General features: G+C 64.9%; 22 protein-coding genes and 1 pseudogene. 11 read left to right on the top strand and 12 right to left on the bottom strand.

The genetic code is table 11. The features are described from left to right. The first annotated feature begins 5 nt into the window (after positions 1-5). Both ACZY1I_RS10395 and ACZY1I_RS10390 read left to right on the top strand, forming a co-directional pair. Positions 6-506, top strand: coding sequence for an isoprenylcysteine carboxyl methyltransferase family protein (locus ACZY1I_RS10395; RefSeq protein WP_463754252.1), 501 nt, complete (start codon positions 6-8; stop codon positions 504-506). Then, complete coding sequence (locus ACZY1I_RS10390) at positions 503-1,528, top strand: NAD(P)/FAD-dependent oxidoreductase (protein ID WP_463754251.1); 1,026 nt, start codon at positions 503-505, stop codon at positions 1,526-1,528. The genes ACZY1I_RS10395 and ACZY1I_RS10390 overlap by 4 nt, the downstream gene beginning before the upstream one ends. Before the next feature lie 14 nt (positions 1,529-1,542). Here the strand turns inward: ACZY1I_RS10390 and ACZY1I_RS10385 are convergent, their stop codons facing one another. Then, positions 1,543-2,349, bottom strand: a complete 807-nt coding sequence (locus ACZY1I_RS10385; RefSeq protein ID WP_463754250.1) for a crotonase/enoyl-CoA hydratase family protein — start codon at positions 2,347-2,349, stop codon at positions 1,543-1,545. Continuing rightward, positions 2,346-3,494, bottom strand: coding sequence for a thiolase family protein (locus tag ACZY1I_RS10380; protein WP_463754249.1), 1,149 nt, complete (start codon positions 3,492-3,494; stop codon positions 2,346-2,348). Before ACZY1I_RS10380 ends, ACZY1I_RS10385 begins: the two co-directional genes overlap by 4 nt. Positions 3,495-3,731: 237 nt before the next feature. Here ACZY1I_RS10380 and ACZY1I_RS10375 point away from each other — a divergent pair, with 237 nt between their 5' ends. Further along, a complete protein-coding gene (locus ACZY1I_RS10375; RefSeq protein ID WP_463754248.1) occupies positions 3,732-3,989 on the top strand; it encodes a hypothetical protein in 258 nt (85 codons plus the stop codon). Between the two features lie 14 nt (positions 3,990-4,003). Here ACZY1I_RS10375 and ACZY1I_RS10370 read toward each other — a convergent pair. Then, a pseudogene (locus ACZY1I_RS10370) lies at positions 4,004-4,844 on the bottom strand (cytochrome P450); the annotation flags it as partial. A gap of 271 nt (positions 4,845-5,115) precedes the next feature. Here ACZY1I_RS10370 and ACZY1I_RS10365 point away from each other — a divergent pair. After that, the gene (locus ACZY1I_RS10365) at positions 5,116-6,450 is read left to right on the top strand and encodes an HNH endonuclease signature motif containing protein (RefSeq protein WP_463754247.1); all 1,335 of its coding nucleotides are present in this window, start codon (positions 5,116-5,118) and stop codon (positions 6,448-6,450) included. Here ACZY1I_RS10365 and ACZY1I_RS10360 read toward each other — a convergent pair. From ACZY1I_RS10360 to ACZY1I_RS10320, 9 genes are all read right to left on the bottom strand, one after another. Then, positions 6,389-6,691, bottom strand: coding sequence for a hypothetical protein (locus ACZY1I_RS10360; RefSeq protein WP_463754246.1), 303 nt, complete (start codon positions 6,689-6,691; stop codon positions 6,389-6,391). The two genes, ACZY1I_RS10365 and ACZY1I_RS10360, sit on opposite strands and share 62 nt — an antisense overlap. A 12-nt stretch (positions 6,692-6,703) precedes the next feature. After that, entirely contained in the window at positions 6,704-7,159 is a 456-nt protein-coding gene (locus ACZY1I_RS10355) for an alpha/beta fold hydrolase (RefSeq protein ID WP_463754245.1), read from the bottom strand. Between the two features lie 10 nt (positions 7,160-7,169). Continuing rightward, positions 7,170-8,654 carry an aldehyde dehydrogenase family protein gene (locus ACZY1I_RS10350; protein ID WP_463754244.1) on the bottom strand — a complete coding sequence of 495 codons (1,485 nt, stop codon included), beginning with the start codon at positions 8,652-8,654 and terminating at the stop codon, positions 7,170-7,172. A gap of 134 nt (positions 8,655-8,788) precedes the next feature. After that, a complete protein-coding gene (locus tag ACZY1I_RS10345) occupies positions 8,789-10,006 on the bottom strand; it encodes a cytochrome P450 (RefSeq protein WP_463754243.1) in 1,218 nt (405 codons plus the stop codon). A gap of 12 nt (positions 10,007-10,018) precedes the next feature. Then, positions 10,019-11,002, bottom strand: coding sequence for an SDR family oxidoreductase (locus ACZY1I_RS10340; RefSeq protein ID WP_463754242.1), 984 nt, complete (start codon positions 11,000-11,002; stop codon positions 10,019-10,021). Further along, the gene (locus tag ACZY1I_RS10335; protein ID WP_463754241.1) at positions 10,995-12,125 is read right to left on the bottom strand and encodes a spirocyclase AveC family protein; all 1,131 of its coding nucleotides are present in this window, start codon (positions 12,123-12,125) and stop codon (positions 10,995-10,997) included. The genes ACZY1I_RS10340 and ACZY1I_RS10335 overlap by 8 nt, the downstream gene beginning before the upstream one ends. A 2-nt stretch (positions 12,126-12,127) precedes the next feature. Then, on the bottom strand, positions 12,128-13,246 hold the full coding sequence (locus ACZY1I_RS10330; protein WP_463754240.1) for an ABC transporter substrate-binding protein: 1,119 nt from the start codon (positions 13,244-13,246) through the stop codon (positions 12,128-12,130). Positions 13,247-13,333: 87 nt separating this feature from the next. Beyond that, positions 13,334-14,224 carry an AAA family ATPase gene (locus tag ACZY1I_RS10325; RefSeq protein ID WP_463754239.1) on the bottom strand — a complete coding sequence of 297 codons (891 nt, stop codon included), beginning with the start codon at positions 14,222-14,224 and terminating at the stop codon, positions 13,334-13,336. Between the two features lie 108 nt (positions 14,225-14,332). After that, positions 14,333-15,979 carry a nitric oxide reductase activation protein NorD gene (locus ACZY1I_RS10320; RefSeq protein ID WP_463754373.1) on the bottom strand — a complete coding sequence of 549 codons (1,647 nt, stop codon included), beginning with the start codon at positions 15,977-15,979 and terminating at the stop codon, positions 14,333-14,335. A gap of 198 nt (positions 15,980-16,177) precedes the next feature. Here ACZY1I_RS10320 and ACZY1I_RS10315 point away from each other — a divergent pair, with 198 nt between their 5' ends. The 7 genes from ACZY1I_RS10315 (at position 16,178) to ACZY1I_RS10285 (ending at position 22,821) form a co-directional block, all read left to right on the top strand. Next, positions 16,178-16,741: a nuclear transport factor 2 family protein gene (locus tag ACZY1I_RS10315; RefSeq protein WP_463754238.1), complete on the top strand. Its 564-nt coding sequence runs from the start codon at positions 16,178-16,180 to the stop codon at positions 16,739-16,741. Continuing rightward, entirely contained in the window at positions 16,734-17,738 is a 1,005-nt protein-coding gene (locus ACZY1I_RS10310; protein WP_463754237.1) for an SDR family NAD(P)-dependent oxidoreductase, read from the top strand. Before ACZY1I_RS10315 ends, ACZY1I_RS10310 begins: the two co-directional genes overlap by 8 nt. An 11-nt stretch (positions 17,739-17,749) precedes the next feature. Beyond that, a complete protein-coding gene (locus ACZY1I_RS10305) occupies positions 17,750-18,901 on the top strand; it encodes an acyl-CoA dehydrogenase family protein (protein ID WP_463754236.1) in 1,152 nt (383 codons plus the stop codon). Further along, a complete protein-coding gene (locus ACZY1I_RS10300; RefSeq protein ID WP_463754235.1) occupies positions 18,898-19,995 on the top strand; it encodes an acyl-CoA dehydrogenase family protein in 1,098 nt (365 codons plus the stop codon). The genes ACZY1I_RS10305 and ACZY1I_RS10300 overlap by 4 nt, the downstream gene beginning before the upstream one ends. Further along, positions 19,992-20,654: a nitroreductase family protein gene (locus tag ACZY1I_RS10295; protein WP_463754234.1), complete on the top strand. Its 663-nt coding sequence runs from the start codon at positions 19,992-19,994 to the stop codon at positions 20,652-20,654. The genes ACZY1I_RS10300 and ACZY1I_RS10295 overlap by 4 nt, the downstream gene beginning before the upstream one ends. 158 nt (positions 20,655-20,812) lie before the next feature. Beyond that, positions 20,813-22,075: a TetR/AcrR family transcriptional regulator gene (locus ACZY1I_RS10290; RefSeq protein WP_463754233.1), complete on the top strand. Its 1,263-nt coding sequence runs from the start codon at positions 20,813-20,815 to the stop codon at positions 22,073-22,075. 98 nt (positions 22,076-22,173) lie between these two features. Continuing rightward, positions 22,174-22,821 carry an SDR family oxidoreductase gene (locus ACZY1I_RS10285; protein ID WP_463754232.1) on the top strand — a complete coding sequence of 216 codons (648 nt, stop codon included), beginning with the start codon at positions 22,174-22,176 and terminating at the stop codon, positions 22,819-22,821. Positions 22,822-22,866 lie beyond the last annotated feature (45 nt).

The raw sequence follows: 22,866 nt of genomic DNA, 5'->3' as shown, positions 1-22,866 counted from the left end.
AAGACATGTATTACCTGTTGCTCGTGGCGGTCGTGCTGGAACGCCTCGCGGAGCTGGTGGTGTCGCAGCGCAACGCCAAATGGTCTTTCGCTCAGGGTGCCAAGGAATTTGGCCAGCGCCACTACCTGGTCATGGTGGTCCTGCACACCGCACTACTAGTCGGCTGTTTCCTCGAACCGTGGGCGCTGCACCGACCATTTCTACCCTGGCTCGGCTGGCCGATGGTGGTGATCGTGGCGCTCTGCCAGGGCCTGCGCTGGTGGTGTATCACCTCGCTCGGCAAGCGGTGGAATACCCGCGTGATCGTGCTGCCGCACGAACCGTTGGTCAAGGTGGGTCCCTACCGCTTCCTGCACCACCCGAATTATGTTGCGGTGGTGGTTGAAGGCATCGCGCTGCCGCTGGTGCATACCGCATGGCTGACCGCGATTTGTTTCACGGTGGCGAATGCGCTGCTGCTTCAGGTCCGGATCCGGGTCGAGAACTCGGTGCTGGGTTACGCATGACGGGTCAGGGCACATTCGACGCCGACCTGCTCGTGGTCGGCGGTGGACCCGGAGGTCTGGCTACGGCGTTACACGCACGCAGACAAGGACTTTCGGTGATCGTGGCCGAGCCACGGGAAGGTCCGATCGACAAAGCCTGCGGCGAAGGACTGATGCCCGGCGGTCTGACCGAGCTGACCGCACTCGGCGTCGACCCCGTCGGCATGCCGTTTCGCGGAATCGCCTATGCCAACGAGCATCGACGCGCTGAGGCGCTGTTTCGCACCGGCCTGGGCCGTGGCGTGCGACGCACCACCCTGCACGCGGCACTGGCGGCGCGGGCGAAAGAGCAAGACACCGAATGGATTCGGACCAAGGTCACTACCGTCGAGCAGGACGCGCACGGCGTCACGGCCGCGGGCGTGCGCGCCCGGTGGCTGGTTGGCGCCGACGGCCTGCATTCCGCGGTACGGCGCGCGGTCGGAATCGCGGCGACCACCGGTACGCCTCGCCGGCACGGACTGCGCTGGCACTACAAGGTGCCGGCCTGGTCGGAGTTCGTGGAAGTGCACTGGTCGCGTTGGGGCGAGGCCTATGTGACACCGGTGGAACCGGATCTCGTCGGCGTGGCGATCCTGTCCCGGCAGCGGCCCGAACTCGAGTGGTTCCCTTGGCTGGCCAAGCAGTTGCGCGATGCGGATCACGGGCACCCGCGTGGTTGCGGTCCGTTGCGACAAGTGGTTTCGCGCCGCGTCGCCAGCCGGGTGCTGCTGGTCGGCGATGCCGCCGGCTACGAAGATGCGTTGACCGGTGAAGGCATCAGCCTCGCCGTCAAGCAGGCCGCCGCAGTGGTCGACGCCATCGTCGCCGACAACCCGCAGTCCTACGAGCGCACCTGGCACCGGGTGACCCGTGATTACCGGCTACTCACCCGCGGTTTGGTGCTGGCCAGCACGCCCCGCACGGTGCGGCGTGCCCTCGTGCCGGCCTGCACGATGTTGCCACCGTTGTTCCGTTGGGGCGTCAACAAATTGGCGTCTTAAGTCGCAACCCGCCGCTAGCGCGCCTTCCAGACCGGTTCCCGCTTCTCGGCAAACGCCAGCGGCCCTTCGCGCGCGTCCTCGGACCGGATCAGCGTCTTCATCTCGCGCATGGTGCGGTCCCAGCCCGCTTCGTCCGCGGTGATGACGCCGTCGTCGACGCCGTAGGCGATGCGCTTGCTGGCCTGCACCGACAGCGGCGCGTTGCTGGTCACCCGTGCCGCCAATGCCAGCGCGGCGTCGAGCACCGTGCCTTCTTTGACAACCTGGTTGATCAGGCCCCACTCGTGGGCGTCGGATGCCGTCAGCGGTTCGCCGGTCAACAGCAGTTCCATCGCAACCTTGCGCGGCAGTTGATCCATGATCCGGAAGACTCCGCCGGCCGCCGCGATCAGGCCGCGCTTGACCTCGGGCAGTCCGAACTTTGCGCTTTCATACGCCACCACCAGGTCGCTGGCCAGCGCCAATTCGGTGCCGCCGCCCAGCGCGGTGCCGTTGACCGCGGCGATGGTGGGCTTGTCGATGAAGTGGTGCACGTAGCCGGCGAAACCCCACTCGGGATGAGTGGGGTGATACAGGTTCTCCCGCCGCGCGATCGCCTTGAGGTCGGCACCGGCGCAGAACGATTTGTCGCCCGCACCGGTGATCACCACCGCCCGCACATCGGGATCGTGCTGCGCCGCTTCCAGCGCATCGCCGACGCCAATGCTGACCGCACCGTTGACCGCGTTGCGCGCTTCGGGCCGGTTGATCGTGATGATCAGCACATCACCGCGTCGTTCGGTCAGCGCTCCCGGCGCGGCGCCATCACCGGCTTCTGTCACAGCAGTTCCAGAATGGTCGCGTTGGCCTGACCGCCGCCTTCACACATCGTCTGCAATCCGTAGCGAATTCCCTTGTCCCGCATGTGGTACAGCAGTGTGGTCATGATGCGGGCGCCCGAGCCGCCGAGCGGGTGGCCGAGCGCGATCGCACCGCCGTTGGGGTTGAGCTTCGTCTCGTCGGCGCCGATGTCCTTGAGCCAGGCCAGCGGAACCGGGGCGAACGCCTCGTTGACCTCGTAGGCGCCGATGTCGCCGATGGACAGGCCGGACCGCTTGAGCACCTTCTGGGTTGCCGGGATCGGCGCGGTCAGCATGATCACCGGGTCGGCGCCGGCCAGCGTGGCGGTGTGCACCTTGGCGATCGGCGTCATGCCAAGTTCTTTCGCCTTCTCCGCGGACATGAAAAGCAGTGCGGCTGAACCGTCGGAGATCTGCGAGGAGTTGCCCGCGTGGATCACGCCGTTCTCCTTGAAGGCCGGCTTCAGCGATGCCAACTTCTCGATCGGAGTGCCGCGGCGGATGCCTTCGTCCTTCAAGACGACGTTGCCGTCCTGGTCTTTGATGCCGACGATCTGGTCATCGAAAGCGCCGGAATCCTGTGCGGCAGCGGCTTTTTCGTGTGAGTCCAGGGAGAACTGGTCCAGCTCGAGGCGGGACAGGCCCCACTGCTCGGCGATCATCTCGGCGCCGATGCCCTGGTTGGGGATCCTGCCGTCGTAACGACTGAGGAACTGCTCCGGGTAGGGCCGGCCGCCGTTAGCCAGGGACGCACCCATCGGGGTCCGCGACATCGACTCCACACCACCGGCGACGACGACGTCATAGTGCCCCGCGACCACGCCGGCCGCGGCGAAGTGCACGGACTGCTGGCTCGAGCCGCATTGCCGGTCGACGGTCACGCCGGGCACGGTCTCCGGCCAACCGGCGGTCAGCAGCGCGGTGCGGCCGATGTCGAGGGCCTGCTCACCGGCCTGCATGACGCAGCCCCAGATGACGTCGTCGACGAGTTCGGGGTCGATGCCGGCCTTGGTGACCAAACCATTGAGGACCTGGGCAGACAGCTCAGCGGGGTGGACTCCGGATAACCCGCCGTTGCGCTTGCCGATCGGGGAACGCACTGCCTCGACGATGACGGCTTCAGCCATGAGAATGTCTCCTTTGACACGTGTTATTTCTTCGATTGTCAACCAACGCGTTGGCCGGGGGCGTAGCGGGGTGCCATTTACCTATAAAACCTATGCTTTTGAACTTGGTTTGTTAGCTCTGTGCACTGTCTGCCCGGCTTGCGAGCCCCGTCTTTTCCAGGTCTTATTCCCGGCGTCCGGCTTTGGTCATGTCTCATTCATTTATCCGCCGGTTTCAGCGAAGTAGGGTGCCGCGATATGACCACCCCCACACCCGCTCACCAGCAGCGATGGGAAACCACCTTCATCTCCCACACCCACGAGTCACTGCAGTCGGTACTGGAAGAGGCGAACCGGGCAGCGAACACCTACGGGGCCCAGGGCTGGGAGATCGTGAACTCTTCGGTGCAGCGCACTCAGGTGTCCCACCACTTCAAGGCCTATGACAAGGGTGGCGACAACTTCTTCGAGTGGAGCATCGTGTCGACGTTGAAGCGGCCGTTGCCGCCTGAGTAACAACCAGCCGACTATCAGATCGGCCTGAAGCCCAGGTGCAGTTCGGTGAGCCCGCGCATCTGCCAGGTGGGTTCGTAGGCGTAGCGGCGCGCGTCGGGTGGCCCGTGCTTGTCCTCGACGAGGACGATGTCGGACATCCGGTCCGGGATGCGGTTGATCGATATCCGACCCTCCGTGCGCGCCAACGGCGCTCCCGGGCAGGAATGACTCCCCCGCCCGAACGCCACGTGTTCTCGCACATTGTGCCGGTCGACCCGAAATTCGTTGGGCTGCTCGAACTTAGGTTCGTCTCGATTACTCGCGCCGGGTAGCAGCATCACCGTGCTGCCGGCCGGAACTTCGACGTCACCCACGGTCACCGAGGTGCGGGCCATCCGGAAGTGGCATTTGACCGGGCTCTCCATTCGGAGTGTCTCTTCGACGAATGCCGGTATACGGCTGCGGTCTTCGCGCAGCTGTGCCTTGTATTTCTGGACGGTCGGCGATCATCCGCAGGCCGAAGCTGAGCAATTTGGTGGTGGTTTCCTGGCCGGCCGCGAAGAGGAATGCCGCGAGCCGGACGACATCGATGACCTCAGGCGTCGAGCCGTCGGGATACTTGGCCTGCGCCAGTTCGGTCAGCACGTCGGAGCGCGGTTCGCGACGGCGTTCGGTGATGTACGTCGAGAACTTGTCATCGAGGTATTCGAGCGGGTTGTGGGTACGGGACAGCGAATCGTCCTCGATGCTGCCGACAACCTTGCCGGAGAACACAGCCCGGAACTCGTCGTGATCCTCGGTGGGCACTCCGAGCAGATCGGCGATGACCAAGCCCGAGAATGGCTGTGCGTACTCGTCGAGAAACTCGCACGTTCCACCGCGGCAGCACCGGGCATTGCGACCGCAGATGGTCGAAATATGGATAAGGATCGGGGATTAGCGTCGGGTCGGCGAAGAAGTCGGCTGTGTCGAAATCACGCGCACTCTGACCGTCACTCGTCACGCCCTCCATTCTCGATCGGAACAAACTTTAGGTCAAGTCAGGAGCCAGTGCGATTCTCATCTGACGCACGAAAAGCTCTGCACCACTTATATTTACGTAGTTGTCAGAAATTAACTTGTCGGTGGCCTTTCGTAGAATTCGGGTATGTCGTGCAGCACGCGTGAGGAGATCGTCGAGGTCTTCGCCGCGTGCGACGCGGCGCGCGATCGTCAGTGTGAATTGTCTTTCGAGTCGCTGACCACCCCGGAACTGCTGCGGGTCCTCGATCGGATGGAACGCGACGAGCGGCGATCGCGGGCGGTCCGGCACGCGGTGATCAATCAACTCGGCTCCCAGGCCACCAACGAAGAACTCGGCGGCACACTGCCCGCCGCGCTGGCCGAGCGGCTGCGGATCACCAAAGCCGAAGCCTGCAGTCGCGTCGCCGATGCCGCAGACCTCGGCCCACGGCGCGCGTTGACCGGGGAGACCCTCGCACCGCTGCTGACCGCGACCGCCGCTGCCCAAGCCGCCGGCCTGATCGGCGACAGCCATATCCGCGTAATCCGCAGCTTCTTCGCCCACCTGCCCGCCCACATCGACCTGGGCACCCGCGAAGCCGCCGAAGCCGACCTGGCCGGCAAAGCCCGCGACTACCGGCCCGAACAGGTCGCCAAATACGCCCACCAGATCATGAACCTGCTCCACCCCGACGGCGACTACAGCGACGAAGACCGCGCCCGCAAACGCGGCATCGTATTGGGCAAGCAGGAATTCGACGGCATGAGCCGCATCAGCGGACTAATCACCCCGGAGTTGCGCGCCACCATCGAGGCCATCTGGGCCAAACTCGCCACCCCCGGCACCGCCAACCCGCACGGCGACACCCCTGAACGCGGTGACACTCGCAGCCAAGCCCAACGTCAACACGACGGACTACTGACCGGCCTGGTGGGGCTGCTCGACTCCGAGACGCTGGGCCAACACAACGGCCTGCCGGTGACGATCGTCGTCACCACCACCCTCAAAGAACTCGAGGCCGCCACCGGCAGAGCCATCACCGGCGGCGGCACCGTGATGCCGATGTCGGATGTGATCCGCTGGGCCGGCCACGCTCATCACTACCTGGCACTGTTCGATGGATGCAAGCCGCTGGCGCTCTACCACAGCAAACGGTTCGCCTCACCGGCGCAACGAATCATGCTCTACGCCAAGGACCTTGGCTGCTCCATGCCGGGCTGCGACGCCCCTGCCTACCACAGTCAAGTCCACCACGTCACCGGCTGGACGAATACCCACACCACCGACATCAACGACCTCACCCTGGCCTGCGGAATCCACAACAGACTCGCCGAAAACGGCTGGACCACCCGCACCAACGCTCGCGGCGAAACCGAATGGCTACCCCCAGCCCACCTCGATCACGGACAACCACGCATCAACACGTACCACCATCCGGAGAAACTGCTGGCACTCGAAGATGATGACGAACCCGATTAGCGGCCAACGCCATGAGCTTCTCGGCGACCCAACCGGGCTCGGTGATCATCATGTCGTGGCCGGTGTCCAGGTCCCAGAGCCTGCCGTTTGCCTTCTGCCGCAGGCTATCTACATCGCGCCATCGCATGTACAGCGTGGTGCACAGGTGCGATTGCGGGATCGATTCCAGCGCGACCTCGTTGGTCAACCGCAACGGTTGCTCGAAACACTTCCACGGATGCGGCGTCAAACGCGCCTTCATCCACTCGACCTGCTACCGATCGCGGACACCGTAGTACGCGAGCATGGCATCGGTTGGGTACAAACACATTTCGACACCGTCGACCATGCGGCCCTCGGCGCGGGCCACCGCCAGCATCGCGGGAGCCACCTCGACGAGTGCCTGGCCGTTGACCGGCGTGGCGGCGTCCAGATAAACGAGGTGACCGACGCGGTCGGCGGCCCGGTCGGCGGCGCCGGTGATCACCATGCCGCCGTAACTGTGTCCAACCAGGACTACGTCACGCAGATCCTCGAAATGCAACAGGTTGACGATGTCGGTGATGTGGCAGTCGAGATCGACATCGCAGCGAAAGAGGTGCGCCCGTTCGCCCAGTCCGGTCAGGGACGGGGCGTAGACCTCGTGCCCACCGGCCCGCAGCAGTCGTGCGACGGCTTGATAGCACCAGCCGCCGTGGCCGCCGCCGTGCACCAGGACGTAGGTAGTCACGGCCGGCGTGTCAGCCGGCGGGGTAACCCACCGTCTTGACCTCGGTGTACTGGTCGAAGCCGGCGATGCCGTTCTGACGGCCCACCCCGCTGTCTTTGTATCCACCGAACGGTGCGTCGGCGGCGTAGGGAGCGCCACCGTTGACTCCCATGAACCCGGCCTTGATTCGGCGGGCGACCGCCAGGGAACGCTCCAGCGAACCCGACATCACATTGCCGGCTAACCCGTAGACGCTGTCGTTGGCGATCCGGATCGCGTCTTCCTCGTCGTCGAACGGGATGACCGACAGCACCGGACCGAATATTTCTTCTTGGGCGATGGTCATCTTGTTGTCGACGTTGGTGAAAAGCGTTGGGCGGATGAAGTATCCCTTGTCGAAGCCGGTCTCGGCACCGGGTCCGCCGACCAGCGCGGTGGCACCTTCCTCGACGCCCTTCTTGATGTAGTCGGAGACGCGGTCGAACTGTCGCTTCGAAATCACTGGGCCGCAGAGCGTTCCGGGATCCTGCGGGTCGCCACAGGTGACGTTGTCGTAGATGCTCTTGAGGATCGCCACACCCTCCTCGTAACGCGACCGGGGCAGCAACATCCGGGTCGGGTTCGCGCACCCCTGACCGGCGTGCATGCACGGGGCGATGCCGATCGCGCAGGCCAACCCGAAGTCGGCATCTTCCAGAACGATGGTGGCCGACTTGCCGCCGAGTTCGAGGAACAGCCGCTTCATGGTCGCGGCGCCCTTTTCCATGATCCGTTTGCCGACCACCGTAGAACCGGTGAACGAGATCAGGTCGACCTTCGGCGACAGTGTGAGCTCTTCTCCGACAAAGTGATCCGATGCGGTGACCACATTGACCACGCCGGCCGGGATGTCGGTCTTTTCGGCGATCAGCCGGCCGAGCCGGGTGGCGTTGAACGGCGTATTGGGCGCCGGCTTGAGCACGATGGTGTTGCCGGTGCCCAGTGCCTGGCCGAGCTTGTTGATGGTTACTTCGAACGGGAAGTTCCACGGCACGATGGCGCCGACGACGCCCACCGGCTCCCGCCAGACCTTGATGCTGGTGTTCGCACCGGTCAGACTGATCACCCGGTCACCGAGGTCGGTTTCCCACGCGTACTCGTCGATCAGCCGGGCCGGATACTTCAGGCCATCCGCCAAGGGAGCGTCCAACTGCGGGCCGAACGTGATGGCACGTGGAGAGCCGACTTCGAGGATGAGCTCCTCGCGCAGCTCTTCCTTCTCAGACTCGATCGCGTCGTGCAGCTGCAGCAGACAACGCTTGCGCAACTCCTTGTTGGTCGACCAGTCCGTCTCGTCGAAGGCCCGCCGGGCGGCGTCGATGGCCCGGTGCATGTCCGCCTTCGACGCGTCGGCGACCTCGCCGAGCGACTCCTCGGTCGCCGGGTTGATATTGGTGAAGGTGCCGGCCTGTCCATCGACGAGTTTACCGTCGATCATCATCTTCGACTCGAACTGGACCTTTACAGTATTTGTCATATTTGTTCAGCTCTCTTTCGACGAGGCGCTGGTTGAAGCGCCGGGACACAAAAAATGGTCGGCGGGCGGGCCGCCCTATAGTGAGCCTTACTGGAAACTAGCCGATTGGCAAGTTGCAACTTCAAAGCACCCCGTTACTGGGGGTCGAACAGCACCGGAACAGACGTCGGCGAGCGGAAAACCTGCCCGCGTACGTGCGGGTCGTCGCCGTCGGGATCCAGTCGCAGGTTCGGCAGCCGGTCCAGCAGCAGGTTGATGGCGGTGCGCATTTCCAGTCGCGCCAGGTGCATGCCGAGGCAGACGTGCACACCGTGCCCCCACCCGAGGTTTGACCTGGCCTGCCGGTGGATGTTGAACGTGTCCGGATCGGGATATCGATCTTCCTGCCGGTTTGCCGAACCCAACATCGGCATCACCGTGGCGCCGGCCGGGATTGCCACCCCGCCGAGTTCGGTATCCCGGGTGGTCACCCGGGTGATGGTCAGCAACGGCGACTCCCACCGCACGCCTTCCTCGATGGCCTGTGGCAACAGCGACCGATCCGCGCGGATCGCCTCCAACTGCTCCGGATCCTTCAGCAATGCGAGCAGCAGGCTGCCCAGCGAGCGATACGTCGTCTCGACGCCGGCCGGCAGCAGCAGCCTCAGGAACGAGAAGATCTCCTCGTCGGCAAGCTTCTCGCCGTCGATCTCGGCCGCACCGAGCGCACTGATCAGATCGTCTTTCGGGTCGGCGCGGCGAGCCTCGAGGATCGGCGCGAAATACTCACACAGCGCCGCCGCTGCGGCGAGGCCACGCTCGGGGTTCATCAGCCAGCTCAGCAACGAGATCGACCAGCGCTGGAATTGTGGGTAGTCCTGCTCCGGGAGACCCAGCAGGCCCGCGATGATCTGGCTCGGATAGTCGAAGGTGAACTCCTTCACCAGATCCGCTTTGCCGTTGGCGGCGAAGTTGTCAATCAGACTGTTCGCCACCCGACCGACCAACTCGTCCTGCCAGCGCGCTAATGACTTCTGCGAAAACGCCTTTGACACCAATGACCGCAGCCGGCCGTGGATCGGCTCATCCATTCCGAGCATCACGCGTTCACCCAGCACCGGACCGAACGCCGCGATGACTGCCGCGGAGGAAAAGGTTTCGTTGTCGCGCAGCATCTGCTGAATGTCCTCGTGGCGGTAAACGATGAACATCGGCAGCGATTCCTCGTGTGGAAGCGCTCCCGAAATGTCAAGCCGCTGAACAGGTTCCTCGCGCCGCAACCGAGCCAACTCGGTGTACGGGTCACGTACGTCTCCGGAGATGGCATCGTCGAAGGCGCCGAAATCTTCCAGATCGTCGAAAAGTTGTTCCATAGTTAGTCCCCTTTACTCCCCGTTGCGGCGTCGTGCCGCGAGTGCCGCCAAGCGCTGCAGCACCGGCTGCGGAAGAACGCGTGCGACAAAAACCATCGCTTTCTGGCTGGACGTCAGTGGCCACGCGCCGTCGCGCATCGAACCCTGCCTCGGTATGCCCAGTACGACTCGGGACATGTGGTGCACGCCCGCCGCCGGAAGAATCCGGTTGGCCACCAAAAGCATTGACGCGTCCGGGCCCACTCCGCGACGGCGAAACGGCTTCTGGTCTGCCAGCGCCTTGAGCAGGCCGTCGGTGAACCGCTCCGGTGGCCTCGCCATTTTCATCGCGAACCGTCCGCGGGTGTTCATGGTGTTGTGCAACCGGGCATAGGGGCCGTCGAACTTGCGGTCGTCGATGGTTCCGGCGTCGGTGATGATGTCGGTGTCATAAGTGCCCGTCACCAGGACAGTGACGCCGAGACCGAAAGGCGCGATCTCGCACGCCAAGGACTCGCCCCACCGTTCCATGGCACCTTTGGACGCTGAGTACGGTGCGGTGGCAGGCTGGCCGCGCACTCCGGCCGTGCTTGCAACCAGCAAGATGCGCCCCTCCCCCGCCGCCCGCATCGACGGCAGCAGTGCCTGGGTAAGGGCAACAGGGCCCATGACGTGGGTGGTGAACATCTTCTGCCACAACGCCATATCCGTCTCCTCCACCATCCCGGCGGCGGAGATACCCGCATTGTGTACCAGCGCATAGGGGGCGCCGACGGCTTCCTCGATCACCTTCGCCGCGGCCGAGATGGACGCGGCATCGGCGAGGTCGAGTTGAACCCCGATCAACCGGTCGTCGTCATCAACTGCCCCAGTTGCGTTCCTTAGCAACGGCATACCGTGTTCAGGTGTCCGCATGGCCGCGACCACGCGCCACCCCTCGCGATACAGTCGCACGGTCGATGCGAAACCGAGCCCACGGGACGCGCCGGTGATGACGACCGTGCGCGGCTCAGCCATTCTTACTCGCACAGGCGCCTTGGCCGGGCGGTGGCGGGTCAACGTGTGGCCGCCCGTTCGGCTCACCGCTCGCCCAGGTCGACCAGATGCCGACCGAGTACGGCCCCGGTGCGCCGGCCTTCTCGTAGAACCCCTGCGGGTCATACACTTTGGCTTCCGGGTAGGGCCACGGGCAGGCCACCGAGGTGGCGGCATGGCTGACCTTGATCGCCCAGAACCAGGTCCCGTAAGCGAAGTACGACACGTTGATGATGGCGAACATCACCAGGAACGTGCCCAGCACGGGCCGACTCGGGAAGATCTTTGCTTTCGCGGCCATCTTCTCCGCCACCGACTTCCCGGTGTCGTCGCGGTAGCACAGGATCGCGGCGGGAACCATCACGAAGGTCACCGAGAACGACTCCCAGATCAGCGGGAACTGGAAAGTGGTGCCGGTGAATATTGAGCCCCAGGGAATCACCTGCGAGTAGATGTACATCCCCCAGTGGATCAACGTGTTCTCCAGGAACGCGTCCATCACAAAGCCGAACACACAGGTGATCAGACCGAGGGTGACCAGCGGATGCCTGGACACGAAATGCTCGGGCCCCTTTTTGGCCTGCCATTTGCGCAACAACCAGACGGCCGGGAAGTAGGGGCCGAAGTAGAACATCACGTAGCCGAAGACCACGAACGGTTCGACCGACGGTGACAACGAAACCAGCGGCCACGACTCCGGCCAGTGGATGAGATCAGGGTTGTAGACCGCGAACGGCGCCCAGTTCATGATCGGGTCCTGCCACACGATCAGCGTGGTGCACAGGAACATCAACATCGCCGGACTGCCCGGATTGCGCCGCCAACCCCTGATGAACACCACGAGCAGTACCACCAACGTGAAGGCGGTCGCAGAATCCAAGAAGGTGATGTAGTCCAGGCCGAACGTGAACGGGACCGGACGTGGCCTGCCCTGCACGTTCGGGTTGGCGACCCGTGGATCGAGGTCGGTGCGGCAGACGGCGATGAACATCAGCGCGAACGCCGCCAGCGCGGTGCCGGCTACCCAAGGGCCCCAGCGGCGCTTTTCGCCTGACCCATGGGTTTTCTTTGCCGCGGCAGGCGAAGTGGATTCTTTGGTTGCCACGTTCAGCCTTCCTCTCCGAAGCGATCGACCAAGTGCGAGTTGATGCCGTCGGCGTCGAGTGTGCGGGCCACCAGGTAGCCGGCCCCCATCCACGCCCGACGGGTCCATTTGCCGAAGGACACCCGAGTGCCGGGCGCGCCCGATGCGGCGGGCATCATCTTGACCCGCTCCAGGGCCTCCTTGACGCCGCGCGGACTGAGCGGATGCGCGTCGCCGAACGCCCGGACCAGGGTGGCGGCGACATCACGGTTCACCACCGTCACGCAGAACTCGGGGCGACTGCCGTCGTACTTCTCCGCGTAAGCGTCCAGGAAGTCCTGCCCGATCTTGTTCGCTTCGTCGTACTGGTCGACACCGGTCCAGCCCATGAATGCGTTCCACATGATCGGGTTGACCCAAGCGTTCTGCCAGGCGGTGGTAGTGAAACGGGGCGGGTCCCAGCCGAGGGCCTCGAGCGCCGGGTTGATGAAGACGATCCCGAACCCGAATCCCAGGTGCACGATCGCCTCGGCTTTGGCCTCATGGAGACTGTGCACCGCGGAGTTGATGTCCTGCGCCGTCTGGGCGATCGCAACTTCGGCCACGATCCGAATGCCCTTGCGCCGGCACGCGCTTCGCAAGTTCTTCAGGTAGCTCTCACCGATGAGGCTTTTTTCCACCAAGACTCCGATCTCCGCGAGTCCCTTCTTGGCGATGAGGTCGGCCAGGAAGATCGGTTCATCGGTCATGGATCCCTGGGGGAATGCGAACGTCCACTCCCCTAGCCAGTCGTCGGTGCCGGTCACGCTGATGGCTGGAACCTTGAATCGGTCCTCGATCGCTTCGCGCAACGGCACGCAGTTGTCGGTGATGTTCGGACCGAAGACCACCAGGCAGCCCTCGTCGACCAGTTCGCCGTACGCGTCGATCACCGCCTTGACCGAACCCTTGGGCAGACCCTCCACCTCGCGATAGATCATCTGCACCGGACGGTCCATCAGGCCCTGCGCGACGGCCTCTTCGAAGATGAGGTCGAAAGTCTGGGTGAACGAGGCGAACAGGTCCTCGGGAAAGCCCGGCGGAAGTTTGAAGTCCATCAGGTAGCCGACCCTGATCGGTTCTGCGGTGCTTTCGTAGGACATCTGACCTCCCGGGTGTCGAGCGCACTCCGTAGCGTGCCCGACCGAATATTTGTTCCGAATCTAACCTCGACGTTTTTGGACCGTCAATCATCGCAAGTCCGCCCTGCTGCTCGCCGACGGTGCGCGCTTGCGATCGCCATCGCCCAGATACAACTCGATCATCTCGTTGAGCGCCCGCCCGACCGCCGCGTCGTCGGTGAGCGGTCCGGCGATCGCGGCCCGCGCCGCCTCCGACCTGGTGAGTCCCTCCGCGATCAACCTGCCGGCCGCGATCAGAACCCTGGTGGACGCGACCTCGCGCAGTCCGCCGGTCTCCAACCGTCGGATGGCCTGGCCGAGCCGCACCAATTCAGCCGCGGTGTCGTCGTCCACACCGGCTTCGTGCTTGACGATCCCTCTTTCGACTTCGGCTGCGGGAAAACCGAATTCGATGGCGACCATGCGCTGCCGCGTCGAATCCTTGAGGTCCTTGAGCACGCTCTGGTAGCCGGGGTTGTAGGACACCACCAGTCCGAATCCAGGTGCCGCATCCAGCGTGATGCCGAGACGCTCGATGGGTAGTTGTCGCCGGTGGTCGGCGAGCGGGTGCAGCACCACGGTCGTGTCTTGCCGGGCCTCGACCACCTCGTCCAGGTAGCAGATCGCGCCCTCGCGGACGGCTCGGGTCAACGGTCCGTCCACCCACACCGTCTCGTCGCCCCGCAGCAGGTAGCGGCCGACCAGGTCAGCGGTGGTGAGGTCGTCATGGCAGGCGACGGTGATCAGCGGCCGGCCGAGATCGTGGGCCATGGCCTCGACGAAGCGGGTCTTGCCACAACCCGTCGGTCCTTTGAGCACGAGCGCCAGACCCTGCCGATAGGCCGCCCGGAAGACGGTCTCTTCGCTGCCGACCGCTTGGTAGTAGGGCCGCAACGATTCCCTTCCGCCCGTATCGGCGGCAGCGCCGTTCCGGTGGACCAGCCCGGGCTCGTTGGCCATAACTTCCCTTCTGTTCACCGCAGCCTAACCGGAACAGATGTTTGTTTCAAGCGCGCTGACGAGCGGTTTTGCGAAGACAAACGTCGAGTCGCGGTCTGCGGCATGGCGTCAGGACACCTTCCGGCGGACCTCTGCCGAGCGCAGCGCGGACCGAAAAAGCGGTCCCACCACGCCCGCGAGCTGCTCGGGACGGGCAATGATCGCGTGTGCGGTATTGCCGAACACCCGCCGTAACGACGGCACATCGGTGCCGGCGCCGATGGTCAGGCACACGCACCCGGTACCTCGACGGCGGGCCTCGGTCAGAGCGCGCCGCGCGTCCGCCGCGCCGTAGTCCCGCTCATAGCCGTGGTCGTAGGCCAGACCGTCGGACAGCACCACCAGCAGGCGCCGCGAGGTGCCGCCGCGCACCTCCAGCACGGCGGCGCCGTGCCGGATCGCCGCGCCGAGGCGGGAGTAGGCACCGGGCTCCAGGCTGTTGAGCCGCCTGAGGACCCGGGAGTCGAGGTGGTCGTCGAAGCGTTTGACGGGGACCATACTCACCGCTCCCCTGCCCTGGGAGTAGTACGCGAAGAGGGCCACCCGGTCACCCAGATCATGCAGCGCGACAGCGAGATTGGCGACGGCCGCGCGTTGCTGCTCATGAACCGTCCGCCCACGTGTTCCGGGCTCCGCGGCCGACCCGGACACATCGAGAAGAAGTAACACGGACAGATCACGTCGGCGCCGCAGGCTGTCCAGGTACACCGCCTCGTCGGGCACCGACCCGGCCCGAATCTCGACGCGGGCTTCCACCGCCGCGTCGATGTCGATGTCGTCGCCCTGCGGTTGGCGGTGGCGGCGGTGCAGGCCCATGCCCAGCCGCGACAGCGGGCGGCGCACGCCGATCGCATCGTCGATGGCTTGGGTCGCGGTGCCCTTGATCCTGGGCTCCACCTCCCGCACCGTGCACCAGTCCGGCCGATAGCGCTTACGCGTCACGTCCCATTCCGGGTACCGCAGGCCGTCCCCGCGTACGTCACCGTCATCGACGTCAGCCCCGGAGGCCGAAGCCAGGGACGACACCGCGTGCCGCCCCCGATTCGCCGAATTGGTGCGGTGCGTGGGGCTGTCCGCACCGGGTGGTCCGCCGCCGCTGCCGGTCTTACGCGCTGATGACAGGAACTTCTTGAACCACTTGCCGATGAAACCGCCGCCGCCGACCGGACTGGTGAACAGGTCCGGGTCGTCGGAGTCGTCGGCCTCGCCGTCGTCGAGGTCCTCGAGTTCTTGCTGGCCCGGTGTGCGCGGCACGTGTTGCGGAGCCGCCTGGTCCTGCTTTTCGGCTTTGGCGCCGACCGCCAACACCTTTGCCGCCCGGATCACCCCGAAGACCGGCGCCGGGTCGTCGATCGGCACTTTCCCGGCCGCGATCTTCAGCGAGCAGGCAGGCGAGTCGCTGTGGCTCGCGATGTCGCGGTCACCCAGCTCCGCCAGCACCGGCGGCAGCAACTCGGCGTTACTGACCAGGGCGCGGTGACCCTCAATCGCCAGATAGCGCCTGGCGAGCCGGCGCTGGCGCACCAAGTCGCGCACGGCATCCGGCTCGAGGCTGCCGGCCGCAATCAAGGACGCCTGTACCGCCAGGGCTCGCAGCGCTTCCAGCCTTGCTCCGTCCCCGTCCACGTAGATGGTTTGACCGTCGGTCCAGGGCAGTTCCCCGGTCGACAACGGGGCAACCGCCACGGGCCGACCCGCGAGTGCCGAAGCGAACATGCCGAATGCCTGGAACAGCTCGCCGGGAGCGTCATCCGCCACCGTCGACCTCCGCAAGTATCGGCGACCATCTTGAACTCGATTGACCAAATATCTGTTCCACCGTAGAGTTCGAATCCATCGCAAGTCAATGCGACGGTCGCGACGCTTGGCGGCGGGCAGCGGCGGATCGTCGAAATAGGCATCAGGACAACACATATGACGGTGGACGGCGGGCTACGAGACCAAATCAGGCGGCTGACCGACCGTGCGGAGATCTACGATTGCATGCAGCGGTACGCGCGCGGAATTGACCGACAGGATCGCGCGCTGCTGCGATCGGCGTACCACGACGGCGCGGTCGACGACCATGTCGGGTTCGTCGGCGTGGTAGACGATTTCATCGACTGGGCACTCGCGTATCACAGCACGCAGACCCGATACCAGCACTACTTGCTCAACCACAGGGTGGACATCAACGGAGACGAAGCCCACGCCGAGACGTACTACCTGTTCGTCGGGACCGACCGCGAACCGGCAAACCACATGACCACCTCGGGTGGCCGCTATATCGATCGCCTGGAACGGCGGGACGGACGCTGGGCGATCACCGATCGCGTCTGCCTGGTGGAGTTCATCAACGAATCAGAGTCGCTGCTCACCGACCAAGCCATCGCGATGGTCCCGGGATCTCGAACCGCGCAGCACGGTACGACGGACCCCTCCTACGATCGGCCTCTTGCCGCGTCACGCACGGTCGCCTCAGGAGCAGAACATGATTGATTTCACCGACCGGGTCGCCGTCGTCACCGGCGCGGGACGCGGACTCGGCAGGCTGTACGCCCTCGATCTGGCGCGTCGCGGCGCTGCCGTCGTCGTCAACGACATCGGCGGCTCCATGCGCGGCGCGGGCAGCGATTCCAGCGTCGCCGACGAAGTGGTCGAGGAGATCAAGACGGCCGGGGGCACCGCGATCGCCTCGTACGACTCGGTCGACAGCCCCGAAGGCGGCCAGGCCATTATCGACACCGCCGTGCAGACATTCGGGCGAGTCGACGCGGTCGTCAGCAACGCGGGGATCTTCGGCAGTGTGGCGTTCGAAGATCTCTCGCAGGACGAGTGGACGCGCATGTTGCGCGTACACCTCGACGGCGGCTTCTATCTGTCCCAGCCTGCGTACCGGGTGATGAAGAACAACGGGGGCGGACGATTCGTGTTCATCTCGTCGTCCGCGGGGATCTTCGGTCAGCCGATGGAGGCGCACTACGCTGCGGCGAAGGCCGGCCTGGTGGGGTTGACGAACGTGATTGCGATCGAGGGTGAGGCGCACGGAATTCTTGCCAATTCCGTTATGCCTAACGGCTTTTCGCGGATGGTCACCGAGACCGTCGGTGACGAGAAGTTCCTCGCCGAATCCGGCTTCATGCAGGCCATCCGGCCCGAACTCGTGGTGCCGCTGGTCAGCTTCCTCGCAAGCAGTGCCTGCACGTTCACCCACCGCAACTATTCGGCCGCCGCCGGACGCTACGCGCGGATATTCGTCGGATTGACCGAGGGCTGGTTGGCTGACGTCGACAGCCGGCCGACGGCAGAAGATATCGAAGCCCACCTCGAGCAGATGTCCTCGACCGACAGATTCATCGTGCCGGCGACGATCGTCGATGAGGTGCTGGAAGTGTGTGCGCGGCGCGGTGTCAGCCCGATGCCAGGGGGCGCCCCCATCGAATTCCCGCCGCCAGAAGGCAGCAGGCTCGAACCCGTCCCCGATGAGCCCAGGTAAAGTCACGAAAAGTGGACTTCTCATACCCCCCAGAGGCGGAGCGATTCCGTACCGAGCTACGCGAATGGCTGTCCGCCAATCTGACCGACGAGCTGATCGCCGCGCGCCGCCCGTCCGGACGCGACGACGCCACGTTCGAAATGCTGCGCGCCTGGAATCGCACGATGGCCGATGCCGGTTGGGCGGCAGTCTCCTGGCCCGAGGAGTACGGCGGTCGTGGGGCGACGGTGCTGGAGCAACTGGTTTACACCGAGGAGACCACACGCGCGCGAGTGCCGATGCCGCTCAACGTCATTGGGCTGAACAACATTGCTCCCGCCCTCATGCAATACGGCACCGAAGCCCAGAAGAAGACGCTGCTGCCACGGATGATGCGTGCCGACGACATCTGGTGCCAGGGGATGTCCGAGCCCGAAGCGGGATCCGACCTCGCTGCACTGCGCACCCGAGCGACACGCGACGGCCCAGAAGGTGGGGACTTCGTCGTCAACGGCCAGAAGATCTGGACATCGCTGGGACACCGGGCCGACTGGTGCCAGCTCTACGTGCGCACCGATCCCGAGGCTCCCAAGCACAAGGGGATCTCGTGCCTGATCGTTGACATGTCGCTGCCTGGCATCGAGGTCCGCCCTCTGGTCACGCTCAACGGCGACACCGACTTCGCCGAGGTCTACTTTCACGACGTACGGGTCCCGGCCGACGCATTACTCGGGCCGCTGAACGCGGGTTGGCAGGTGGCCACCACCACACTGAGCCACGAGCGGGCCGGGGCCGCAAGGCTATACGCGGAGATGCACGTGCGACTGGACGAACTGGTGTCAGACCTCGTCGCTGCCGGTGCGGCTGATGACCCCGTGACTTTGCGGCGACTCGGCGAGATCGCGGTCCGCATCAAGTATCTCGAAGTGCTCTGTCAGCGATCCATCTCGGCGTCGCTGCATGGTGGTGATGCCTTCGGTTCGGCGAGCCTGGCGAAGACCGTGTGGGGTGAGATCGGGCAGGATCTGGCCGCCTTGGCCTTCGACGTGCTGGGCACCGCGATGGGCAAGAGCCAATGGGTGGACTACCGCCTGACCTCGCGGTCGCTGACCATCGCGGGCGGCACCACCCAGATCAACAAGAACATCACCGCCCAACGGGTACTGGGGCTGCCGCGCAAATGAATCTCGAACTGACTGCAGAGCAAGTCGCACTCCGTGACACGGTACGGCGCTATCTTGCTGAGCGAGCACCGATTTCGGGACATGTGCGTCCACTGCTCGACGAACCCACTGGAACCACCGACGCGGTCTGGCGCGGCCTCGCCGACCTCGGCGCGACCGGCCTGCTGGTACCGGAGGAATACGGCGGCGCAGGCTTGACGATGGTCGAGGCCGGCATTGTGGCCGAAGAAGCCGGCGCCGCGTTGCATCCTGGGCCGTGGTTGTCCACCGCGGTCGGCGCGGTACGCATCCTGACCCGACTGGGCAGCGAAGCGGCAGCCGAGATCCTCACCGAGATCGCCGACGGCCGAGCCATCGTCACCCTTGCTCTGGCCGATACCGGCAGCGTGACAGCGGTCGAAAGCACCGATGGCGCCATAGCCCTGACCGGCGAGATCGGCCTTATTCCCGACGCCGCCGCCGCAGACCTGCTACTCGTGTCGGCACAAGATCGCGACGGCACCGGACTGTTCGCGGTCAAGACCGATGCCGCCGGCATCTTGGTGACCGGTGAACGCGGTATCGACAAGACCCGCAAGCAGTTTCGGGTCGAATTAGACGGCGTGGCGGCGCAACGACTCGGGGCGGCGACACCGGAATCCATCCAGGCGGCAACCGATGACGTGCTCATTGCGATGGCGGCCGACGCGCTGGGAGCGGCGCGCTCCCTGCTGGACATGGCCGTCGAATATGCAAAGACGCGAGAGCAATTCGGCCATGCGATCGGATCGTTTCAGGCGATCCAGCACCTGTGTGTCGACATGTACGAGACAGTTGAGTTGGCGCGCAGCGGGGTGATCCATGCGTTGTGGGCGGCTGACCACGCAGACGCCGCCGAGCGCCATCTCGCTGCAGTCCGCGCCAAGGCTTTCAGCGGCCGGTTGGCCGGCGTCGGCGACACCGCGATACAAGTTTTCGGCGGCATTGGTTTCACCTGGGAACACGATGCGCACCTCTATTTCAAACGGCTGCTGAGCTGGAGCGCGTTTCTGGATGGACCGGACCGATATCTCACCGAAGTCGGTGCGTGCCTTGTCAAGAGGGGACAGCAATGACCTCAGTCGATCCGGGCATCTCGTACCTGCTCAACGCCACCCGCTCGGCGCGCAAGTCGCTGGACCTCGATGCGCCCGTCGATCTCGCCGACATTCGCGAATGCCTGGGGATCGGGTTGCAGGCGGCCAACGGCTCGAATCAACAGACCTGGCGCTGGCTGTTGATCACCGATCCCGAATTGCGGAACGAGGTTGCGCGGCTGTACCGCGAGGCGTATCTGCTCAGGGTCGGCGGACAGCTTCTGGCTGAGCTGATGCCGGCCGGCACGCCGGAGACCAGGCTGATGTCGTCGACGGAGTGGCTGGTCGAGAACATGGCATCGGTCCCGGTGCTCGTCATTCCCTGCTATCGGCCGTACCTGCCGCGCATCGAAGGAGACGAGTCCTTTCATCTGGCCACGTTGTACGGGTCGATCTTCCCCGCGGTGTGGAACTTTCAACTCGCGCTGCACACTCGCGGCTACGGCACCTGCATCACCACCTTGCACCTGCACCACGAGACCGCCGTCGGGGAACTGCTGGGAATCCCGCCGGACTATGTGCAGGGCTGTCTACTGCCCGTCGGGCGGTTGCGTGCGGGGCACACCTTCCGGCCGGCCCGCCGGCTGCCCGTCGACGAGGTGGTCGCCTTGAACGGCTGGCGCGGGGGACCCGACTAACCGGGACAGTCGCGACCCGCTGCGCCCATCCCGGCTCCGTACGCAGCGCTTTTGCCGCGATCAGTCTGATAATCTCTGACAAAGATTTGGTTCATCAGGAGGGCGAATCTTCCCATGGTGCCGACACCGCGATCCTCCGGACCAGCGGCCGTCGAACCATGACGGACAGCACTACCGAATCCGGGACACGCCGAACCGAGATCCTCGAAACGGCGGCATCACTCATCGCATCGTCAGGGTTGCGTACCTCACTGCAGGAGATCGCCGAAGCGGCAGGCATCCTGCCGGGTAGCTTGTACCACCACTTCGAATCCAAAGAAGCGATCCTGGTCGAGCTCATCCGCCGCTATCAGGCCGACCTGAACCGCGTCGGGCTCAGCGCCCAAGCCCGTTTGGACGCCCCGGACTCGCGGCCCCCGGCCGATCAGATCATCGAGTTGGGCCAGGCGATCGCCAATTGTGCTGTGCGACACCGTGCGGCACTGCAGATGTCGTTCTTCGAGGGCCCCTCAGCGGATCCCGAGCTGATGAAGCTGACGCAGCAGCGGCCCAACGCAATACAGGAAGCGATGCTGCAAACGCTGCGCGCGGCCCGGTGGAGCGGCTACATCAAGGCCGACGGTGACCTGCCCACGCTGGCCGACCGGATCTGCCAGACCATGCTGCAGGTGGGCCTGGACGTCATGCGGCACAACTCCTCCGCAGATCAGGTAGCCGGGCTGTTGTGCCGAATAATTCTGCAGGGCTTGGCTTCCCGGCCACCCGCAGACAGGGCGCTGGACCGGTCGAAGGCATTCGCGGCGGCCGCCAAGGTGATCGAAAGCTGGGCCGACGACAGCGAAGCAGACCCCAGCGACAAAGCGGCACACCTGCGGGCGGTGGCTCGAACAGAGTTCGGCCGCAAGGGATATGAAGTCACCACAATCAGAGACATCGCGTCGGCGGCCGGCTTGGGCACCGGAACGGTCTATCGGGTGATCGGCTCCAAAGACGAACTGCTGGCGTCGATCATGCGTTCGTTCGGCCAGAAGGTCGAAGCGGGATGGATCGACGTACTGCGTTCGGACGCAACACCGATCGAGAAGCTGGACGCGCTGAGTTGGGTCAATGTCAATGCATTGGACCAATTTTCCGACGAGTTCCGGATTCAGCTCGCCTGGATGCGCCAATCACCTCCCCGGGACACGGTGAACCCGGGCTGGTCGTATACGACGCGGCTGCGTCAGATGAAATCCTTGCTCTCCGAGGGCATTCGGTCGACGGAGATCCGGACTGAAGCACCGTCAGCCACCATGCTCGCCCGGTGCACAATCGGCATGCAGTGGATACCGGAGAACATCCTGCGCGCGGTGGGCACTCGGACGTCGCTTATCCTCGCGCGCGACACGGTCCTGCGCGGTGTCGCCGTACGCGGCAAATAACCCACGGACCGGACCAAACAGATGTTCCGCACGACGTTGCGGTACCCGGTGTCCGGTGCGGTGGGTCACCCGGTCGAGTTCCGCGCTAGCGTCGAAGAATGGCGAACATCATCGTTATCGGCGGCCACGGCAAGATCGCGTTGCAGCTGTCCCGCATCCTGACCGACCGCGGCGAACAGGTGACCTCAGTCTTCCGCAACCCCGACCACACCCAGGACATCGCTGAAACCGGCGCCAAGCCGGTGCCCGCCGACATCGAGAATCTCGCCACGGACGCGTTGGCGGATCTCTTGGCCGGGCATGACGCGGTGGTCTTCTCGGCCGGAGCAGGCGGCGGCGACCCGGCCCGCACCTACGCCGTCGACCGCGACGCAGCGATCCGGGTGATCGATGCGGCGTCCCAGGCGGGTGTGCGCCGGTTCGTGATGGTTTCCTACTTCGGCGCCGGCCCGAACCATGGCGTGCCCGCGAGCGACTCTTTCTTTCACTACGCGGAAGCCAAAGCGGCCGCAGACGCTCATCTGCGATCCAGCGAACTGGACTGGACCGTGCTCGGGCCGGGCCGGCTCACCTTGGAGCCGGCCACGGGGCGGATCGCGGTCGACGAGGACAAAGGTCAGGTGTCGCGCGCGGACGTCGCACTCGTCGTTGCCGCCACGCTGCAAACCGACTCGACCATCCACCGCACCATCAACTTCAACGGCGGCGATGTGCCCATCGCCGAGGCACTCGCGGGAGTCGACTAGTCGGGCCAACACCTGCGGCGCCCGACATCGAGTCTGCGCTGAACG

It is taken from the genome of Mycobacterium sp. IDUB_37 (assembly GCF_055419245.1).
This window is presented reverse-complemented; position numbering and strand designations above follow the sequence as displayed.

Bases quoted from the DNA above. Each gene is read 5' to 3' on its own strand.
- ACZY1I_RS10395 (WP_463754252.1), top strand. From the start codon at position 6: ATGTATTACCTGTTGCTCGTGGCGGTCGTGCTGGAACGCCTCGCGGAG.
- ACZY1I_RS10390 (WP_463754251.1), top strand. From the start codon at position 503: ATGACGGGTCAGGGCACATTCGACGCCGACCTGCTCGTGGTCGGCGGT.
- ACZY1I_RS10380 (WP_463754249.1), bottom strand. From the start codon at position 3,494: ATGGCTGAAGCCGTCATCGTCGAGGCAGTGCGTTCCCCGATCGGCAAG.
- ACZY1I_RS10375 (WP_463754248.1), top strand. From the start codon at position 3,732: ATGACCACCCCCACACCCGCTCACCAGCAGCGATGGGAAACCACCTTC.
- ACZY1I_RS10365 (WP_463754247.1), top strand. From the start codon at position 5,116: ATGTCGTGCAGCACGCGTGAGGAGATCGTCGAGGTCTTCGCCGCGTGC.
- ACZY1I_RS10360 (WP_463754246.1), bottom strand. From the start codon at position 6,691: ATGAAGGCGCGTTTGACGCCGCATCCGTGGAAGTGTTTCGAGCAACCG.
- ACZY1I_RS10350 (WP_463754244.1), bottom strand. From the start codon at position 8,654: ATGACAAATACTGTAAAGGTCCAGTTCGAGTCGAAGATGATGATCGAC.
- ACZY1I_RS10345 (WP_463754243.1), bottom strand. From the start codon at position 10,006: ATGGAACAACTTTTCGACGATCTGGAAGATTTCGGCGCCTTCGACGAT.
- ACZY1I_RS10340 (WP_463754242.1), bottom strand. From the start codon at position 11,002: ATGGCTGAGCCGCGCACGGTCGTCATCACCGGCGCGTCCCGTGGGCTC.
- ACZY1I_RS10330 (WP_463754240.1), bottom strand. From the start codon at position 13,246: ATGTCCTACGAAAGCACCGCAGAACCGATCAGGGTCGGCTACCTGATG.
- ACZY1I_RS10325 (WP_463754239.1), bottom strand. From the start codon at position 14,224: ATGGCCAACGAGCCCGGGCTGGTCCACCGGAACGGCGCTGCCGCCGAT.
- ACZY1I_RS10320 (WP_463754373.1), bottom strand. From the start codon at position 15,979: ATGTTCGCTTCGGCACTCGCGGGTCGGCCCGTGGCGGTTGCCCCGTTG.
- ACZY1I_RS10315 (WP_463754238.1), top strand. From the start codon at position 16,178: ATGACGGTGGACGGCGGGCTACGAGACCAAATCAGGCGGCTGACCGAC.
- ACZY1I_RS10310 (WP_463754237.1), top strand. From the start codon at position 16,734: ATGATTGATTTCACCGACCGGGTCGCCGTCGTCACCGGCGCGGGACGC.
- ACZY1I_RS10300 (WP_463754235.1), top strand. From the start codon at position 18,898: ATGAATCTCGAACTGACTGCAGAGCAAGTCGCACTCCGTGACACGGTA.
- ACZY1I_RS10295 (WP_463754234.1), top strand. From the start codon at position 19,992: ATGACCTCAGTCGATCCGGGCATCTCGTACCTGCTCAACGCCACCCGC.
- ACZY1I_RS10290 (WP_463754233.1), top strand. From the start codon at position 20,813: ATGACGGACAGCACTACCGAATCCGGGACACGCCGAACCGAGATCCTC.
- ACZY1I_RS10285 (WP_463754232.1), top strand. From the start codon at position 22,174: ATGGCGAACATCATCGTTATCGGCGGCCACGGCAAGATCGCGTTGCAG.